We start from the raw sequence: 17,553 nt of genomic DNA on the forward strand, positions 1-17,553 counted from the left end.
CTCGCAAATTACCGAGTCACCTGCCATGGCTTTGGAACCGCAACGAGAAGTGCCTGCCGAGCTGCGCAGTGAGATCATCCAGATCAACGCATTGATCTTTGGCGGACCAGTCTTGTTGCTGTTCCTCCTCTACGCGCTAAGGCTGTGTGGGATTGATCCGCTGAATAAACGCGGTGATGAAGAAGGAGTTTCCTCCAATCTTTACCTGGCGTTTGCCATCATCGGCACGCTGATTTGCGTTCCCTGGTGCTTGTGGCGAATTCGCAAGTCGCTGTATCTGGCCCGCTACGGCGTGGAAGTGATCGGCCAGATGACGAGCATCGGTTTGGTGCAAATGAAGGGGATGCGGTCGATGCACTACCGCTACACTTACCTGCGTAGCACCTATGCCGGCGCTACCGAAATTGTCGCCAGCGCAGTCGAACGTTATCAGCAGTCGCCGCAGATCCGCTTGCTCGTTGATCCAGCTAAGCCGCAACGGGCAATGCTGTATAACGAGGTACTCGGGCCGGGATTGTGATGGTTCGATTGCCTCAGCAAACAGTAGCCATGTCGAACGCTAAATCTGTTTTTGATCTGACTCGTGACGAGCGCCAGGAACTCGCTGTGGCGATGATGCAGCGAGGGGTGGAGCGACTAGCACTGGCGAAGAAGAATTTCGAGCAGTTGTATCCGGCCGCGCCGCCGGAAATGATCAAGGCTGCGGTCTTTCACGTCTATGTCGATGGCACGGATGCGGCCGTTCTGTGGCTCGCTGAAATGGAACGCTTCCTGCGCGATCCCAGCCGGACTTTGCACAGTGGCGTGACGTGGGACCTCATCGGCCACCTTTACAGCTGGCACATGCTCGAAGCACTGATGCCAGCCGGTAAACCAGGCTTGCTGAGCATGCTCGATGAAATCAGCGAGTTCGCCAAAACGGGCGATTACGAGGCGATTCCCGGCGCCATTGAGCAAATCAAAGAGATGCTCAACGGCGATGAGGATCCACCTGTGATCTGAATCCGCTCGACCGAAGTATGGCTTCGGGGTACGCGACTTTGCACAGCGTAAGTGCAGCAAAGCGAGCTGCCGTGCGCGAGAGATCACGCAATGAGTTCGCGAATCACCTGGCCGTTGGCGAGCACCGGCATGGGTCGGTCGAGTTGGTCACGGAACATCGCATCGGTGGGAATGCCCAACTGGTGATAGATCGTGGCGAGCACGTCGTTGAACGGGATCGGTCGATCGAGCGGCAGGTCGCCACCCTTCGTGCTGCTGCCAAAGACGATGCCGCGTTTTAAGCCCCCGCCGGCGAGCATCACCGAACAAACGTTGTGCCAGTGATCGCGGCCTCCTTGGGCGTTGATCTGCGGCGTGCGGCCAAACTCGCCGAAAACGGCGACGAGTGTTGTATCGAGCAAGCCGCGGTCGGCGAGATCGTCGAGGAGCATGCTGACCGCGCGGTCCATCGGCGGCAGGAGCGTGTTCCGCATCGCGCCGAAGTTGTCGACGTGCGTATCCCAATCCTGGCCATGATGCTGCGTGAGCGTGTAATTCACCAGCGTGAACGGCACGCCCGCTTCGACGAGCCGCCGCGCGAGAATCGTTTGTTGGCCCCACAAATGACTGCCGTACTGTTCGCGAAGTTTGGTGCTCTCGCGATTCAGATCAAAGGCCATGCCGGCCGCGTCGCCCGTGAGCATCTCCAGGGCCTGGCGATGATAAGCTTCGCTCGAGGGGAGACGCTGTGACCAGGCCTGTGGATTTTCGAGCGAATCGAGCAGCGACAATCGTTGATCGAGACGGGATCCATTCAAAGTGGGTTGCAGCCGCAGATCACGCGGCGGATCGTAGTGGCCTTGCGCGCTATCGGGTGGAATTCCCGCGCAGACTGCTTCATGGGCAGCGCCGAGCAAACCGGCCGTGGCATAGCGAACGCGCGTGCCGAGCTGGGCATCGTGAGGAATGGCGACATACGGCGGCAGATCGCGGCGATTGCCCGTTCGCAAACGCGAGACCCAAGCGCCGATCGAAGGGTTGGTGATGTTGCGATTTTTTCCCGCCACATCCGCGCCGGGCAGATCCCAACCGGTCAGCGTTTGATGGATCGCGACGGGATGGCTAGGCGAATCGACGTAGACGCTCCGCAGCACATTGAATCGATCGGCCCGCGCGGCGAGCAACGGCACGTGTTCGGCAAAATGAACGCCGGGCAACTTCGTCGCGATTGGATTGAACTCACCCCGCCAGGCCGTCGGCGCATTGGGCTTGGGATCGAAACTTTCGTAATGCGACAGGCCGCCCTGCAGATAGATGACGATGGCCGCTTGGGCTGGCGCGGAACTTTTCTCGCCCGTTGTTGCCGGCAAGTTTTCGCGCGCTCGCAGCAGTTGCGGCAGCATGAGCGATGCCGCTGCACCGCCGCTGCAGGCCAGCCATTGCCGGCGCGTGTGCAGAGCACTCGAGACGAAGTGCCGATTCATGGGAGGGAATCCAGGCAGGGTGGGAGGCGAGATTTCGGGATTATCGCGGAGGCCGCGGCGACATTCAATCTATTTTCGCCGTTGCCAGCAGCCCTGACCTTGCGGCCTGTAACGCCTCGGGGTGCATCGGCTGCGGCATTTTTCAATGAGCTCGACCTTTGCGCTTTACCCGGTCCTGTCACCGCATCCGATGATGACGATAGCAGCGGGCGAATTCCGCTGGCACATGCTCCTCGGTGAACTGATAGCAGGGCGGAAACTGGCGATGGCGAACTTTTACACGCGGATTGACGAACCGAGCGGTTCTGGCAAAGAGTCGGGCGAATCGCAGCCGCATGTCGCGTTTCCCAAGGCCGTGTGGGGACTCGAGATTGTCCGCGGCACGGCTCAGCAGATGTTCCGTCCGATCGCCGGCCCGGTATTCATGATCGGCACCGCCGCCGACAGCGACCTGGTGTTGGCCGACGAGTCGTTTCCCGAGACGTACCTGTATCTGTACGTGAAGACCGACGAACAGCTGAACGAAACCGTCAGCGTTCGCCGCTTTGGCGTGGGGCCGGAACTGCTCGTTGACGAAGTGGAGCTCGATGTCGCGGAACTGCCGGTGGGCTCGCTGCTCGAGTTCGGCGCGTATGCATTCCGCCTGACGCAACGAACTTCTTCGCAACCCGGCGGCGATGGCCCGGGCCGCGGTCCCGATTCGAACGATGATGACGAACCATTTCTTCCGGCCGATTTTTCGGCGTGGGAAATCGACGAATCGGCTGCGCTCGATAAAGTGCGGGCGCTGCTTGCCGATGTGCGGGCCAGCCTGCAAACGGCCAAGCAGCATCAAGGTTTGAAATTGTTCATGGGCGCGCGAACCACGCCGTCGGCGAGCACGTCATTAAGAAGACAGAGCGCCTGATTCACCCCAAGCATTTTGAAAACGATTCGACGTATGTATCCCGGCGAAGACACGATTAGCGGCTTGATTGAATTCGATGCGAAAGAAGCTCGCATCGTGTTGCAATCGCGGTGCGCGAGCGACGACTCGCTGCACGCGACGCTGATCAGCCTGGCGCAGGATCGGATGCATGAGATCGCGCTCGAAGGGAACGGCGAACTCGACTGGGACAGCACGGAAGTGATTGCCGACTTCAACTCGCTCGAAGAGGAGCTGCTGCTGATTTATCGCCGCGTGAAGAGTCGCTGAGCATTGGCCGTGGTGAGCGCTGCCAACTCGCCGAGCGACAACGAACGAACTTCGGCCAGGCACTCGGCCGTATGCACGACCAGTCGCGGCTCGTTCGGCCGCTGACCGCGAAACGGATGCGGCGTGAGATAAGGGGAGTCGGTTTCGACCAGCAAGCGCTCGGCGGGAATCGTCTTTGCCACCGCTCGCAGATCATCCGACTTCTTGAACGTCAGCATGCCGGCGAAACTGATGTGCAGGCCGAGCGCGATGAACTCTTTCACCTCGTCGGCAGTTCCCGTATACGAATGCATCACGCCGCGGAGTTCACCGCGCTGCCGCGCTTCGCGGAGCATGGCAAGAATTTCCTGCGTCGTCTCGCGCTGGTGAATCACGAGAGGCAAGCCCGTCTGCTGCGACAAGCGAATGTGACGATCGAAATAATCCTGCTGCAGCGGCAGCGGACAATCTTTCCAATAGAGATCGAGGCCGGTTTCGCCGAGAGCGATGACCTCGGGAAGCTTGGCGAGTTCAACGATACGATCCCAGTCACCCGGTTGCGCTTCGCCGGCATGATTGGGATGAATGCCGGCCGAACTGCGGACCACATTCGGAAATTGCACAGCAGTTTGCTGACAGGCTGCACTCGAATCGGCCGTCGTGCCGACGGCGAGAATGCGGGTGACGCGGGCGAGTCGCGCTCGCTCGATGACGCCGGCGACGTCAGCAGCGAGCTGATCGTCGAAGAGGTGCGCATGGGTGTCGTAGAGTTCCATGCTTGAATTCTAGTGTGTGCAGAGCATCACACTAGGCGGGCGACACTTGCAGTTCGCCGGCCACTTCCTGCAGATTCTCGAGATGTCCCTTGGCTTGGCCGACCGCTTCGCGGGCCATCGCTTGCGCGTAAGGGGCCAGGTTCAATTCGGCGGTGAGTTGCTCCATCAAAGCAATCGTCCGCTTCTGCCGCTCGATCAACTTATTGACGAGCCAATCGACCGACAGGTCATGCCAGCCGGTGAACGAAATCGGAAATTCGCCCGGATCGACCGGACCATTTTCCATGATGAGGGCCGCCAGGCGATCGACCGTATCCAACTGATCGGCGACCATCTGTTCGAGCACCGCCTGCGTCTTGGGATGGGCTTGAATGGCCCACGGCTTGGCATAGTGCAAATACGCGGCGAGCGACCGGCTATGCAGGATCGCGATGCGGTTCAGGATGTCGTACGTCGAAGATTCGGACATAGTCGTTGCAGAAATTTGAAGGGCTGCTTAGAAGAGTTGCGAGGCCGCGGCCAGCGCCAGCCGGTTCAGCCCTTCCCAATTGATGATCAAACCCAAAGTCGGCAGGGCCAGAACCCACAGGTAAGCGCTCGCCAACGACACGTCGGAAAACACGAACGGCCGACGATCGCGGGGCTCTTCGTCGATGGTCATGATCTTCACGACGCGGAGGTAATAAAACAGACTGATGGCCGTATTCAAACCGCCGATCACGATGAGCAGCAGCAGGAAGAAGCCATCCTTGCCAGCGGCTTGATAGGCTTCGACCAGCGAGGCGAAAATCGCAAACTTACCGATGAAGCCCGACAGCGGCGGCAAACCAACCAAGCTGAACAGGATGAGCGAGAAGCAGATGACCGTCAGCGGGCACCGCTTGAGCAGACCGGCGTAATCGGCAAGGTCTTCGCTCCGCATCGCGTTCCGCAGGAAGGCAATCACGGCGAAGGCCGCGAGGTTCATGAACAGATAGACCGCGATATAAATGCCCAGGGCAGCGATCGCCCGTTCGGCACCGCCATTGCCAGTGCCCGCGAGAACCATCACGGCGGGAATCGCCATCAACATGTAACCAGCGTGAGCAATGGTGCTGTAAGCGAACAGCCGCTTGATGTTGTTTTGACCATAAGCGGCGAGGTTGCCGAAGGTGCAAGTAACCACGGCGAACAGAGCGACCAGGCGAGCGATGAACCAGCGGACCGGCGACAGCCGGGCATTTGCTTCGGCTCGCACGATCGACGGCGACTTCTCCACAACAACCGGAGCGGGAGCGGCTTCAGCCTTGGCCGATTCTTTGGCCGATTCTTTGGCTTCCGACTTTTCGGCGGTTGCTTCGGGCTGCTGGAACTTGACTTGCAGGTTCTCAGCGTTGGCTGCCATCGTCACATTCACGGCTGGTGGTTGCTTTTGCAGACCAGCCGTCCGTTGACCAGGATAAACACCTGGGGGAGCAATGATGCCGAGGCCGATCGTCACGCGGACGAGCAACGCGAGAGCACCGGCCTTGGAGGCAACGCTCAAAAACGCATTCACTTCGGCGGTGGCCCCTTCGAAGACGTCCGGGCACCAGAAGTGGAACGGCACGGCCGATAACTTGAACGCCAAGCCGACGCTGAGCATCAAGCCGCCGAGGGCCAGCACCATCATTTCGCTCGGCAGGAAGCCACCCTCGGTCGAGAGTCGCTGAGCAATCGTCGCTGCCATGGTCGGCAGGTGAGCGGTATTGAGCAAACCGGCGAGCAAGCTAATGCCGTAAAGCATCACACCTGCGGTGCCAGCGCCATAGATCGAATACTTCAGAGCCGCTTCGCTAGAAACTCGTCGACCCTTCAGCAAACCAGCCAGCACATAGGACGGCACGCTCGCCATTTCGACGGCGAGGAAGATCGTCAGCAAGTGATTGGCCGATGCCATCAAGCACATGCCGAGCGTGGCGCCCAGCACGAGCGTGTAAATGTCGGGGCCATCCTCTAGATCAGGAATGCCCGACAGCCAAGTGAAAATCACAAACAGGGCGGCGAACAACAGGAGCGCGGCCCGCACGTAGACGGAGAAAGCGTCATACACGAGCATGCCCGTGAAGATTTCCATCCGCACGATGTCTGTGGGCTTGGCAACATCAGCACTTGTCGGCAGCGAGAACAAGCTGCCCGGAGCGGCGAAGTACAACGCGATCAAGCTTCCCGCCAGCGCGATGTAACCGGTGTTGAACCGGCGACCGGCTTCGAACAGCCGAACCAACAACATGAGCAGGATCGTCGCACAGATGATCAGCTCAGGCGTAAACACGGACAGGCTCGAATCGGGCGCGATCGACAAGAAGCTGCCATCGGGCGAGCCCTTGGTATCGATGATCAATTCGCTGACTAGTTGATGAAGATTCACGGCTGATATCTTTTGCGTGCGTGCTTAATGCTGGCTTACTGGTCCGAACCACTGCTCACAACTTCCACTGCAGCGGGCTGCAAGGCAGCGTTCGCGGTGGGTGGTGTCGTCGGGGCAGTCTTTTCCTGTTCTTTCAGAGTCAATTCCGGCTGCTTGACGTCGCGAGTCCACTTGGCGAGGTCGCTCGTCTGCCGGGTAATCGTCTTGTCCATGTACTTCAGCACGGTCTGGTACGGCATGATGCCGAACAGAATCGCGAAGAGGAGCAGCGTGATGCCGATCAGGTTTTCGCGGCCGTTGGAAGGCGTGATGTGATCGCCGTGCGGCCCCTTGTACTCGGCACCGAGGTAAACTCGCTGCAGAGCCCAGAGGATGTAAGCGGCAGTCAAGATCACCACTGCGGCAGAGACAACTGCGAGCAGCATGCTGAACTTCCAAACCGAGAGGACTACCAGCACTTCGCCGATGAATCCGCAGAGAGCGGGCAAACCGAGACCAGCGAAGAACAAGCCCATCGCCATCGCGGTATAAACCGGCATTTTGCCGAACAGGCCACCGAATTCTTCCAGGTTGCGGTGATGCACCCGGTCATAAATGATGCCGACCATAAAGAACATGCCGGCCGAGCTCACGCCGTGACCGATCATTTGGAACATCGCGCCTTGCACGCCCATGTTCCAGTAATCCGCGACATAGGCATTGCCCTTCGTCGCCGACCAGACGCCGATGCCCAGCAGCACATAACCCATGTGGCTGACCGAGCTATAAGCGACCATCCGCTTGAAGTCCTTCTGAGCGAGAGCTGCGAAGGCGCCATAGACCATGCTGATCACGCCCAGCGAGCAGACGACCCACATCAGGTCGTAACCGCCGTGGGGGCAGATCGGATAGCAGATGCGAAGGATGCCGTAGCCACCCATCTTCAAGAGCACGCCGGCCAGAATCATCGAGATCGGCGTGGGAGCTTCGACGTGAGCGTCAGGCAACCAGGTGTGAACCGGAACCGACGGCACCTTGATGATGAAGCCGATGAACAGCAGCAGGAAGGCCCACCATTGCAGCGAACGACCGAGGATCACACCATCAAAAACCTTGGTGTGCTGACCGAGCGCGGCCAAGGCGAGCAAGTTGAACGTATGGACCTTCTCGACAGGTACGCCATTGGCGTCGCGAGTCGGCACCTTGAACGCCGGCAACGAAACGGCTTGTTCTGCCGTCGACAGGCTGCCATCACCACCCTTAGCCACCACGATGTTCGCGGCGGCTGCATTGCCGTTGATGGCCGTGGCCACATCAGCGGCCTTGGCATCTTTGGCGAGCATCAGCGAGAGGACATTGCCGGTCGCGTCAAAGTTCGCAGCAGTCACATCGCCAGGAGCCACTTTCACTTCTAGGGCTCGGGCGGCGCCTTCGCTCTTACGAATCAGCACTACCGAATTGTCGCCGCGGCCGAGCGTTTTCACGCCAAGCTTCGCATTGACAGCATCGCCCAGATTCAATTCCGACCAGCGAATCGGCCGTTCGGCGTCATCGGCCTGAGCAACGTATTGATCCTTCAGCGTTTGCAGATCGCCGGCGAAATAGAGCATCAGGATGGCGATGAGCATCAGCACCGAGCCGAGCAGCGTGTACAAGAAGAACTTGATAGCTGCGTATTCCTTGCGAGGACCACCCCACACGCCGATGAGAAAGTACATCGGCAGCAGCATCACTTCCCAGAACACATAGAACAGGAAGAAATCGAGGGCCATGAACACGCCCAGCATGCCCGTTTCGAGCAGCAGGAACAGAATGCAGTAACCCTTGATGTACTTCGTGATCGACCAGCTGGCCCCGCATGCGAGCAAGCTGACGAAGGCAGTCAGCATGACCAGCGGAAAGCTGATGCCATCGACGCCCATGTAGTACTCGATGTCAAACGACGGAATCCAGCCGACGTTGAACGTATCCTGCATCTGGGCCTGAGCGATGTCGTAGTTCGTTCCTTGGTTGCCGAAGAAAACGAAGCCGCATAGCGCGAGAACCGCCGCCGTGGCAGCCAGGGTGACGTAGCGGATGCCGTCTACCTGATTGGCTGGAATGAACGCGATGACAATCGCCGCGATCACGGGGAGGAATACGATCAGCGATAGGAGGAGCAGTGCGGGATCCATAATTCCAATCCAAGCCGAAAATGCTTGTTACTGAGCTCTTTGTTCGAATTCGTGTTTTGAGTTTGGCGTTTACTTGGCGATCAGAAGCGGGGTCCAGAAAAAGCTGATGATCACGAACACCGCGATCGCGCCCACTACGATGAACACCACATACTGACGCAACAAGCCAGTTTGAACGCTCCGCAGGCTAAGGCCCGCCGAGTACATCCAACCAGCGAAAATGTTGATGCTGCCATCGACGATGCCACGATCGGCAATCAGTTCCCACTTCTTTGAGAACCAAACAACGGCTCGCGACAGCCAGTCGATAAATCCATCGATCCAATTCTTATCGATGCCGGAAATCACACGGCCGATGAGGAGCGTCGGTCGCACGAAAATGAAGTCGTACAACTCGTCGAACCACCACTTATTCACCAGGAAGCTGTAGATCGGCGAGAACTGCCGACGGACATCTTCAGCGTTCAGGTATCCAAGGCCATACATCAGCGTGGCCAGACCAATGCCACCAAGCCAGGTGCCAGTCGCGAGCAACGTAGCCGGAGCGACGATCGATCCGAAGTTGGCCGGGTCGTGAGCAATGTGCTCGGTCGGCCAGGTCGCCTTCGTCCATTTGCCCGCCATGCTCGTGCCGAGGCCCAACGGTTCCGATTGCGACAGCAGACCGTCGAGCGTCAAACCGCTCACCGAATTGCCAAGCCGCGAGAACATCGGAATCGCCAGCGTGCCGACGATCAACGTCGTAGCGAGCATGATTCCCACCCAAGACCAAGTCAGCGTCAAACCGCCGCCGTGATCGTGAGCGTGATGATCGTCATGGCCGTGGCTATCGTGGTGATCGTGAGCTTTGTGTGTGTCGTGAGCGTGAGCGTCATGACCATGCGAATCGTGACTATGGGTGTCATGCGAATCGTGGCCGTGTCCGTGATCGTCATGAGCGTGGTCGTGTCCACCAGCCGACTTGAACCAACCATCCTTCATGCCCTTGGCGATGAAGAACGTGCCGGCGATCAACGCATAACCGAGCAGGCTGATATTCCAGGCGACCGCAATCGCAAAGACGCTGAGGATGACCAGCGGCACGTACATCACCGGGGGCGACTCGTGAGCATGATCATACGCGTGCTTGTCACGGGGCTTGCCGACGAACGTCATGTACCACATGCGGAACATGTAGAACGCCGTGATCGCAGCACCACCGGCAGCAGCGACGAAGAACACGCCCGACCATGGCACGGCGGGATTGGCAATTCGGAAGGACAGGGCTTGTTCGAGGATCATATCCTTCGAGTAGTAGCCGCTGAAACCGACCAGGAACGGCACACCGACACCGGCAATCGCCAGGCAGCCGATGAGCATCGTGATGGCAGTGACCGGCATCTTCTTCAGCAGGCCGCCCATCTTTCGCATGTCGTTCGTGTGCACCGCGTGAATGACGGAGCCCGAACACATGAACAAGAGACTCTTGAAAAACGCATGCGTCACCAAGTGCATCAGGCCGGCTTTCCAACCGCCGACGCCGAGAGACAACATCATGTAACCGAGTTGGCTGACCGTCGAATAAGCGAGAACTCGCTTAATGTCAGTCGCCGTGATCGCAATCGTCGCGGCCATAAACAGCGTGATGCCGCCAATCGTGGCGATCACCAGAAGAACTTCCGGCACGAACACGGGAAAGAAGCGGCCGACGAGATACACGCCGGCGGCCACCATCGTCGCCGAGTGGACGAGCGCGGAAACCGGGGTCGGGCCTTCCATCGCGTCCGGCAACCAGACGTGCAGCGGAAACTGAGCACTCTTACCAACGCATCCGCAGAAAATACCGACGCCTGCGACTACCAGCAGCCAATAGCCAAACCCTTCGGCCCGCCATTTATCGAGGTGGTGAGCTTTGATTTCAGCGATCGTGTTCACATCGCCGTTTCGCATGCCAGCGCGATCGACGGCAATCTCAGCGACCTTCTCTTGAGCATCGGCGATCACCATACCATCGGGCACGGTCAGCTGATTGTGATTTTCTTCAGGGCGAACCAGCGAGAACAAGCCTCGCTCTTCGGTTTGAATTCCCTTTTCGCCGTTGCGGTCGATGTCGCCAAAGGCGAACGTTCCCAGGCTCGACCAAATGGCCAACAGGCCGATGATCATGCCGAAGTCGCCGACGCGATTGACGATGAACGCCTTATTAGCAGCCGTCGAAGCACTCTTCCGTTCGACATAAAAGCCGATCAGGAAGTACGAGCAAATGCCCACGAGTTCCCAGAAGCAGAACACCATTGCGATGTTGCCGCTGAGGACCAGGCCGAGCATGCTAAAGCAGAACAGCGACAGGGCTTGAAAGAACCGCGGGAACCGCCCCGGACGATGCAAATGCTTGCCGTCCGAAGTGGTTACTTCGTGATCGGTAATGTCATGCAACTCATCGTGCATGTAACCGATGGCGTAGAAGTGAATGCACGAGGCAATGAGCGTCACCATGCAGAACATGGTGAGCGTCAGCGAATCGATGTAATAGCTGATGACCAATCGCAGGCTGCCGAACTGGCCCAGCGTGTAGTACTCGCCGGTGACGGCAGGCACATTGGTCGAGTGATGGGCATCGTGGCCGTGGTCATCATGGCCATGCTCATCTTTCGCATGGTCAGCTGGCTTGGCATCGTCATGCGAGTGCGACTCACCATCATGCGAATGAGTGTGGTCGTCGGTCGCCGCTGCGTGCGATTCGCCGTGGTGGGCCGGCGCCGGAAAGTGCTTCGGCAGCCAGACCAGGAACAGCGAGACGAACGACAACACCGCCGCGCCAATGATGGCGCCAGTGGCAATGTACGCGCCGCCTTTGCGCACGTTGAACCAAGTCGCGCCGATCAGGATCACGACGAACGAGGCCAGTGGCAAGAGCACGGCCGCCGCGAGCAATTTTGGGAGGACGTCCATTAGCCCTTCAACTCATCTGCATGGTCGACGTCAATCGTCGCATGGTTGTTGTAAAAGTTCAGCGCGATCGCGAGTGCCACGGCTGCTTCCGCTGCCGCCAACACAATCACAAACAACGCCATTAACTCGCCATCCAGGCCGAGCGTATCGTTCCGCAAAAACTTGCTGCCGAAAGCGACGAAGTTGATATTCGCCCCGTTCAACACCAACTCGATGCCCATCAGCACGCCCAGCGCATTGCGCTTGGTTGCCATGCAAATGACACCGAGCACGAACAAGACCGCGCCAACGGCCAGGTAGTGCGATACGGAAACTGGATCGACCAGCGGATTCATATCCCTATTCCATCTGCGACCAAACGGTCGGACGCGAGCCAAACGCACAAAGCAGCGCCAGGGCCACTGCCGGAATCAACATCACTGCCGCAACCCCGCCCGCCACGAGTGGCGAAACGTTGCCGTTCACCATGAACATGAACTGGATGAGCGGCACGATGAGCAAACCAACCACACCCCACTTTTGCCAGTTGAGCACGACAAACAGCAGGAGCAAATTGACAATAAGAGTCAGAACCAAGGCGGGCAAAACCCAACCCGGCAAAGCATAAACCTTGGCCAAAAATGCTTGCGACCATTCGCCGAATTGACCTTCGGTCGGCAGCACGATCTTGCGTGCCAGCGCGGCCACCAGCGTAATCACCAGGAAGGCGTTGATCACAAAGCCCTTGATGATGCCAACCTTGACCATGAACGGAAACTTGCGATTGGCAGGAACCGCTCGCGCCGGCGCTTCGAGCACTCGGCCGGTCCGAACTTTCTTCGTACGGGCCATGTAGCCCGCGCCGATGAGCACCGTCAACAAGTGCATCGAGATAATCACGAACGGCAGCAAGTAGCCAACCATTCCCTGACGGCGAACAGGATCGGCTACTTCAGGCTTGTCGACCCGAACGCCAGACAGTGCCAAGCCAATCTTTGTGCTCGTCCGCGATTCGAACGGAGCAATCACCGCTGCTGTTTCCTTGCCATCGACCACAGTCGTGGGACCAGTCGTCCAGCTCGGAATGCTGAAAGCCGTGCGAACGAGCAACACCAGCAAGGTGCCGCCGACGATCAGGCCAGTCACCCATTCACCGGCACCCGTCTTCATGTTGATGAAGCGTTCTTGCGCGGTGAGCATCACACCGAAGATCAGCAGCACGAGCGTGCCGCCGACATAGATCATTAGTTGCATCGCGCCGACGAACTCAGCCCCGGCGAGAAAGAACAAACCAGCCGTCGCACCCAGCGACAGCGTCAGATAAAAGGCCATCCGCACCACGTTGCTTGTCGCCAACACCGCAGCACCAAAGCCGCATGCCAACAGCGCGAAAAACAAAAACGTGAACGAATGCCAATTCACCATTTGAGCGGCCAGCAGATTCGTCATCAGTGGGTTCATCATCGTGCAGCCTCCTGCGAGACGGCTGCAGTTACTTTTTCAGCTGGCTTGGCTTCAGCCGGACGAGCGACCGAGGGAGCAGCGCCAGGCACCACCCAACCTTCACGCACACCAGCCCGACCAATCCAGGCCACACGAGTACTGGCTTTCTTCAAGCCGCTGCTCTTTTTGGCACCAGCGGGCAATTCCGGTTCTTTCCAAGTGTATTGCTGCGGACCAGGAGCAGCTTCGTTGAGCGAAGGCAAAGCAAGCAATTGCCAGAACGTGGCACCGATAAAGCAGACCGCGCCCAGTGGAACGCAGTACTTCAAGCAAGTCGTCAAAACCTGATCGATGCGGAGCCGAGGCAGAGTCCAGCGAACCCACATCATCACCGTCACACCGATCGTGGCCTTCAGCAGCACGTTGTGCACGCCAGCCACCTGCGAGACGAAGCCCAGGATTCGCCAATCGGTTTCGCCGGGCTTGTAGGCCCACTCCAAACCAGTGATCGACGGCAAGATCTCGGTAAAGATCGGGAATGGACCATTCCACGCGCCGAAGAACAGGATCGAGGCCAGCACGCTGACCGAGAACATCGAGCCGTATTCGGCCATGAAGAAGAACGACCAACGCAGACCGGAGTATTCCGTATGGAAACCGGCCACGAGTTCGCTTTCTGCTTCGGCCAAGTCGAACGGGGCTCGATTCACGCTGGCGATGGCACAGGTGAAGTAGACCCAGAACACAATGAAGGTGGCCGGATCGTGAAAAATCAGCCAATTCGAGAACCAGCCGTCTTGCTGATTACCGATCGTCGTCAGGTTCATCGTACCGGCGATTAACACCGGAATAACGATGCACATGCCCATCGGCACTTCATAGCTCACGACCTGAGCCGCTTCACGCATGCCGCCGAACAGCGACCACTTCGAGCCCGAGGCATAACCGGCGAGGATCACGCCGAACACTTCGAGGCCGAGAATCGCCACGAAGAAGAAGACGCCGACATTTACTTCCGATGCCGACCAGCCATTGGCAAACGGCAACACCATATATGCGGTGAAACCGGCCGCGAAGCTGATATACGGAGCGAGCTTGAAGAGCATCACGTCCGCATCTTTGGGCGTGAGATCTTCTTTGGTGATCAGCTTGATGCCGTCCGCCAAGGTTTGCAGCCAGCCGAACTTGCCACCGACGCGAGTGGGACCAAGGCGGTCTTGAATGCGGCCGGCGACTTTACGTTCGAGCCAGATGAAGATCAGCGCGCCAACGGCGACGACCTGAATCAACAGGGCGATATGAACGATGGCGGCGAGCCCGTATCCCAGCAGGCTTTCTGGGCCGACGGACGAGCCGAACAGCTTAAAAAACCAGTCCAGACAACTATTAATGAACTGTGCCACAGAGGTCTTGTCCTGCGGTTTCCGCGTCGTTCCAAACCGGCTTTTTACCGGTAGTACTCGGTGGGCGAGCGAACTCACCTGCCGTGCAAAAGTCGTTTCTGCATTGGAACTTCCGATCTGTCCCTGGGGTTGCGCACCGTTGCTAGCCCTGGGTCTCCCGGAAAGATCGTGAAATATGGCACAAGGGCCGCCGCATCGACAAGCCCCCGAGCGGGCATTTTTGAGTAGAAATTAATGACGGCCCTGCGCCCTCTGCCGGAATATCGAGGCTGACCTCTACTTTTTGAAGTAGCTGCTCGGGGCCGACATTTGCCGAAGTTACGGCCTATTCAACACATTTGGGCAAGTCCGTTCAGCGAACGATTTCCGCTCCCAAGTCGCCGCTTTACGGCATGTTACATTCTCGTGATTGATTGCCGCTGCCGCGATCCCCTACCATTGGCTGCAGGAAACGCCTTTTTTCGCCAGAGAAGGAGCCGCTCATGATTTCGCGTCGTTGCTGGTTGGGCCAGATTTCGTTCGTGCTCGGTGGCTGTGCGGCGAGCGGTTGGAGTAGCACGCTCGAAGCCGCCTCGCAAACTGCACCCGCAGGGAAGTTCGATTGGCCGCAGTTCCTAGGCCCGCGGCGAAACGGCATCTCGGCCGAGACCGGCCTGCTCGACAAATGGCCCACTGGTGGCCCCCGCGAAGTTTGGCGAAAACCGGGCGGCGTGGGAATGTCTGGCTTGGCCATCAGTCGCGGACGCGTGATCACGATGATCGAGCGTGGCGGTCAGCAGCAAGTTGCCGCCCTCTCTGCCGATCAAGGCACCGAGCAATGGCTTTGCCCGATTGCTCCCGCCTACAAAAATCAGATGGGAAACGGCACGCGGGCCACGCCGACGATTGCCGGTGAGCGAGTGTTTGTGTTTTCGGGCGAAGGAATTCTCGCTGCCGTCAACCTCGCCGACGGCAAGCTGCTATGGTCGAAGAACCTGCTGAGCGAACTGAACACCCCGCAAGCCGATTATGGAATGGCGTGCTCGCCGCTGGTGGTCGACGATCAAGTGATTGTTTCGGTCGGCGCGACGAACGGCTCGGTCGCGGCGTTCGACGTCGGCTCGGGCAAGCTGATTTGGAAAACCGGCAGCGATCCTGCCGGCTATTCCTCGCCGACCGTGCTGAGCATCGGCGGCCGCGAGCAGATCGTGGCTTTCACGGGAGGCGCGGTGATGGGCTTGGCGACCGGCAGCGGCGCTTCGCTCTGGCGGTTTCCCTATGAGACCGATTTCGGCTGCAACATCGCCAGCCCGATTGCCTGGAAAGACAAGGTCTTCGTCTCCTCCGGCGAAAATCACGGCTGCGTGCTGCTCGATTTGAAAAAGACCAGCGACGGCCTCGAAGCCAGCGAAGTCTGGTCGTCGCAGGGCCCCAAAAGCGTGCTGCGGAACGAATGGCAAACAGCGATCCTGCTCGACAATCACCTGTACGGCTTCGATAACGTCGGCGGCGCCGGGCCGATCTCGCATCTCACCTGCATCAGCGCCGAAACCGGCCAAGTCGCCTGGCAACAACCTCGCTTCGGCAAGGGAAACATGATCGCCGCCGATGGCAAGCTGCTGATCTCGACGATGAAAGGCGAATTCATCATCGCTCGCGCATCGCCAAAAGCCTACGAGGAAATCGGTCGCGCCACAGTCCTCTCCGGCGCGACCCGCCAAGCGCCGTCGCTCGCCAACGGCTTGCTTTACCTGCGCGATGACAAAGAGATTGTCTGCTTGAAGGTAAAGAACTGATTTCTCAAGGCAGTTCGCTCGGCACGAATTTCTTCGCCTGAATTACAATGCTTGACACGCAACCTTTTGGTTGCATAATTGTGCCGATGACGGTCGATATCGATAAGGTGTTCAAAGCGCTAGCCGATTCCACTCGCCGAGAGCTGCTCGACCGTCTGCACGCAGACAACGGGCAGACCTTGGGAACCTTGTGCGAAAAGATGAGCATGACGAGGCAAGCCGTCACCAAGCATCTCGCCATTTTGGAAGACGCCAATCTGGTGGCCACCGTCTGGCAGGGCCGAGAAAAGCTGCACTACCTCAACCCAGTGCCGCTGCATGAAATCTCGGTGCGCTGGATCGCCAAATTCGAACGGAATCGGCTCGACGCGCTGCATCAACTCAAACAACAGCTGGAGCGAAAGCCAGATGAGTAAGCCGAAGTTCGTCTACGTCACCTACATCGCCACCACGCCCGAGAAACTCTGGCCCGCTCTGACGAGCGCCGAGTTCACCGAAAAATACTGGTTCGGCAGCCGCATTCAATCGGATTGGAAAGTCGGCTCGCCCCTCACCATCTTCACCGGCGTCGCCGAAAAGGACTGGCAAGGCAAAGTCCTGCAGTTCGATCCGCCACGCGTCCTCTCCTACGACTTTCGTGTGGCCGGCGGTGCTGCTCACGTCTCGCGAGTCACTTTCACTCTCGAACCCAACGGCGGCGTGGTGAAGCTAACGCTCGTCCACGACGAACTCGATCCGAACGACGAAAAGTTCCTCTCCGGCATCAGCGGCGGCTGGCCCGCGGTGCTGTCGAACCTGAAGAGCCTGCTCGAAGGCGGCAGCGTTTTGGTTCCTCGGCCCTGCTAACAAGCCAATATTGGACCACCCATTTTAGTGGCAATAAAGTGTTATATTCCGCAGGCGAAATTGCTTCCGAAATGAACCACAACATCAAATCCAACAATGACTTGCGATAATTTCAACAAATCGTATCACCTGTTATATTCACGGGGTACGAAAGGGGGGCTCCAGCGCAATCGGTTATCCGGGAGATAGGAGAGCGGTTACGATTGGAAGGCCCCCCGC

The 17,553-nt window shown here is 58.5% G+C and carries 16 protein-coding genes; 7 read left to right on the plus strand and 9 right to left on the minus strand.

Annotated features, from left to right (window positions below; genetic code table 11):
• Window positions 1–25 precede the first annotated feature (25 nt).
• Both M9Q49_RS15740 and M9Q49_RS15745 read left to right on the plus strand, forming a co-directional pair.
• Window positions 26–520 (plus strand): DUF3592 domain-containing protein, encoded by a 495-nt coding sequence (locus M9Q49_RS15740; protein ID WP_254509751.1) that lies wholly within the window; start codon window positions 26–28, stop codon window positions 518–520.
• Between the two features lie 29 nt (window positions 521–549).
• Window positions 550–1,002, plus strand: coding sequence for a hypothetical protein (locus tag M9Q49_RS15745; protein ID WP_254509752.1), 453 nt, complete (start codon window positions 550–552; stop codon window positions 1,000–1,002).
• Window positions 1,003–1,085: 83 nt separating this feature from the next.
• On the opposite strand, the gene M9Q49_RS15750 is transcribed toward M9Q49_RS15745, so the two are convergent.
• A complete protein-coding gene (locus M9Q49_RS15750) occupies window positions 1,086–2,465 on the minus strand; it encodes a DUF1501 domain-containing protein (protein ID WP_254509753.1) in 1,380 nt (459 codons plus the stop codon).
• Between the two features lie 145 nt (window positions 2,466–2,610).
• Here M9Q49_RS15750 and M9Q49_RS15755 point away from each other — a divergent pair, with 145 nt between their 5' ends.
• Entirely contained in the window at window positions 2,611–3,372 is a 762-nt protein-coding gene (locus M9Q49_RS15755) for an FHA domain-containing protein (protein WP_254509756.1), read from the plus strand.
• Between the two features lie 33 nt (window positions 3,373–3,405).
• Window positions 3,406–3,660, plus strand: a complete 255-nt coding sequence (locus tag M9Q49_RS15760) for a hypothetical protein (protein WP_254509758.1) — start codon at window positions 3,406–3,408, stop codon at window positions 3,658–3,660.
• Here the strand turns inward: M9Q49_RS15760 and M9Q49_RS15765 are convergent.
• From M9Q49_RS15765 to nuoH, 8 genes are all read right to left on the minus strand, one after another.
• Window positions 3,636–4,415: a TatD family hydrolase gene (locus M9Q49_RS15765; RefSeq protein WP_254509759.1), complete on the minus strand. Its 780-nt coding sequence runs from the start codon at window positions 4,413–4,415 to the stop codon at window positions 3,636–3,638. The two genes, M9Q49_RS15760 and M9Q49_RS15765, sit on opposite strands and share 25 nt — an antisense overlap.
• Window positions 4,416–4,446: 31 nt before the next feature.
• The gene (locus tag M9Q49_RS15770) at window positions 4,447–4,884 is read right to left on the minus strand and encodes a hypothetical protein (protein ID WP_254509760.1); all 438 of its coding nucleotides are present in this window, start codon (window positions 4,882–4,884) and stop codon (window positions 4,447–4,449) included.
• 27 nt (window positions 4,885–4,911) lie between these two features.
• On the minus strand, window positions 4,912–6,804 hold the full coding sequence (locus M9Q49_RS15775; protein ID WP_254509761.1) for an NADH-quinone oxidoreductase subunit N: 1,893 nt from the start codon (window positions 6,802–6,804) through the stop codon (window positions 4,912–4,914).
• 35 nt (window positions 6,805–6,839) lie between these two features.
• On the minus strand, window positions 6,840–8,957 hold the full coding sequence (locus M9Q49_RS15780; protein WP_254509762.1) for a complex I subunit 4 family protein: 2,118 nt from the start codon (window positions 8,955–8,957) through the stop codon (window positions 6,840–6,842).
• Between the two features lie 69 nt (window positions 8,958–9,026).
• On the minus strand, window positions 9,027–11,888 hold the full coding sequence (locus M9Q49_RS35465; RefSeq protein ID WP_261365061.1) for an NADH-quinone oxidoreductase subunit 5 family protein: 2,862 nt from the start codon (window positions 11,886–11,888) through the stop codon (window positions 9,027–9,029).
• Entirely contained in the window at window positions 11,888–12,223 is a 336-nt protein-coding gene (gene nuoK / locus M9Q49_RS15795; protein ID WP_254509763.1) for an NADH-quinone oxidoreductase subunit NuoK, read from the minus strand. Before nuoK ends, M9Q49_RS35465 begins: the two co-directional genes overlap by 1 nt.
• Window positions 12,224–12,227: 4 nt before the next feature.
• The gene (locus M9Q49_RS15800; protein WP_254509764.1) at window positions 12,228–13,331 is read right to left on the minus strand and encodes an NADH-quinone oxidoreductase subunit J family protein; all 1,104 of its coding nucleotides are present in this window, start codon (window positions 13,329–13,331) and stop codon (window positions 12,228–12,230) included.
• Entirely contained in the window at window positions 13,328–14,713 is a 1,386-nt protein-coding gene (nuoH, locus tag M9Q49_RS15805) for an NADH-quinone oxidoreductase subunit NuoH (protein WP_254509765.1), read from the minus strand. Before nuoH ends, M9Q49_RS15800 begins: the two co-directional genes overlap by 4 nt.
• A gap of 482 nt (window positions 14,714–15,195) precedes the next feature.
• Here nuoH and M9Q49_RS15810 point away from each other — a divergent pair, with 482 nt between their 5' ends.
• The 3 genes from M9Q49_RS15810 (at window position 15,196) to M9Q49_RS15820 (ending at window position 17,334) form a co-directional block, all read left to right on the plus strand.
• A complete protein-coding gene (locus M9Q49_RS15810; protein WP_254509766.1) occupies window positions 15,196–16,488 on the plus strand; it encodes a PQQ-binding-like beta-propeller repeat protein in 1,293 nt (430 codons plus the stop codon).
• A gap of 86 nt (window positions 16,489–16,574) precedes the next feature.
• The gene (locus M9Q49_RS15815; protein WP_254509767.1) at window positions 16,575–16,904 is read left to right on the plus strand and encodes an ArsR/SmtB family transcription factor; all 330 of its coding nucleotides are present in this window, start codon (window positions 16,575–16,577) and stop codon (window positions 16,902–16,904) included.
• A complete protein-coding gene (locus tag M9Q49_RS15820; RefSeq protein ID WP_254509769.1) occupies window positions 16,897–17,334 on the plus strand; it encodes an SRPBCC family protein in 438 nt (145 codons plus the stop codon). The genes M9Q49_RS15815 and M9Q49_RS15820 overlap by 8 nt, the downstream gene beginning before the upstream one ends.
• The last annotated feature ends 219 nt before the right edge of the window (window positions 17,335–17,553 follow it).

Origin of the sequence: Anatilimnocola floriformis (genome assembly GCF_024256385.1) — a bacterium.
Lineage (GTDB): Bacteria > Planctomycetota > Planctomycetia > Pirellulales > Pirellulaceae > Anatilimnocola > Anatilimnocola floriformis.

Excerpts from the sequence above, each read along its gene's own strand:
- M9Q49_RS15740 (WP_254509751.1), top strand. The coding sequence starts at position 26 with ATGGCTTTGGAACCGCAACGAGAAGTGCCTGCCGAGCTGCGCAGTGAG.
- M9Q49_RS15745 (WP_254509752.1), top strand. The coding sequence starts at position 550 with ATGTCGAACGCTAAATCTGTTTTTGATCTGACTCGTGACGAGCGCCAG.
- M9Q49_RS15750 (WP_254509753.1), bottom strand. The coding sequence starts at position 2,465 with ATGAATCGGCACTTCGTCTCGAGTGCTCTGCACACGCGCCGGCAATGG.
- M9Q49_RS15755 (WP_254509756.1), top strand. The coding sequence starts at position 2,611 with ATGAGCTCGACCTTTGCGCTTTACCCGGTCCTGTCACCGCATCCGATG.
- M9Q49_RS15760 (WP_254509758.1), top strand. The coding sequence starts at position 3,406 with ATGTATCCCGGCGAAGACACGATTAGCGGCTTGATTGAATTCGATGCG.
- M9Q49_RS15765 (WP_254509759.1), bottom strand. The coding sequence starts at position 4,415 with ATGGAACTCTACGACACCCATGCGCACCTCTTCGACGATCAGCTCGCT.
- M9Q49_RS15770 (WP_254509760.1), bottom strand. The coding sequence starts at position 4,884 with ATGTCCGAATCTTCGACGTACGACATCCTGAACCGCATCGCGATCCTG.
- M9Q49_RS15780 (WP_254509762.1), bottom strand. The coding sequence starts at position 8,957 with ATGGATCCCGCACTGCTCCTCCTATCGCTGATCGTATTCCTCCCCGTG.
- M9Q49_RS35465 (WP_261365061.1), bottom strand. The coding sequence starts at position 11,888 with ATGGACGTCCTCCCAAAATTGCTCGCGGCGGCCGTGCTCTTGCCACTG.
- nuoK (WP_254509763.1), bottom strand. The coding sequence starts at position 12,223 with ATGAATCCGCTGGTCGATCCAGTTTCCGTATCGCACTACCTGGCCGTT.
- M9Q49_RS15800 (WP_254509764.1), bottom strand. The coding sequence starts at position 13,331 with ATGATGAACCCACTGATGACGAATCTGCTGGCCGCTCAAATGGTGAAT.
- M9Q49_RS15810 (WP_254509766.1), top strand. The coding sequence starts at position 15,196 with ATGATTTCGCGTCGTTGCTGGTTGGGCCAGATTTCGTTCGTGCTCGGT.
- M9Q49_RS15815 (WP_254509767.1), top strand. The coding sequence starts at position 16,575 with ATGACGGTCGATATCGATAAGGTGTTCAAAGCGCTAGCCGATTCCACT.
- M9Q49_RS15820 (WP_254509769.1), top strand. The coding sequence starts at position 16,897 with ATGAGTAAGCCGAAGTTCGTCTACGTCACCTACATCGCCACCACGCCC.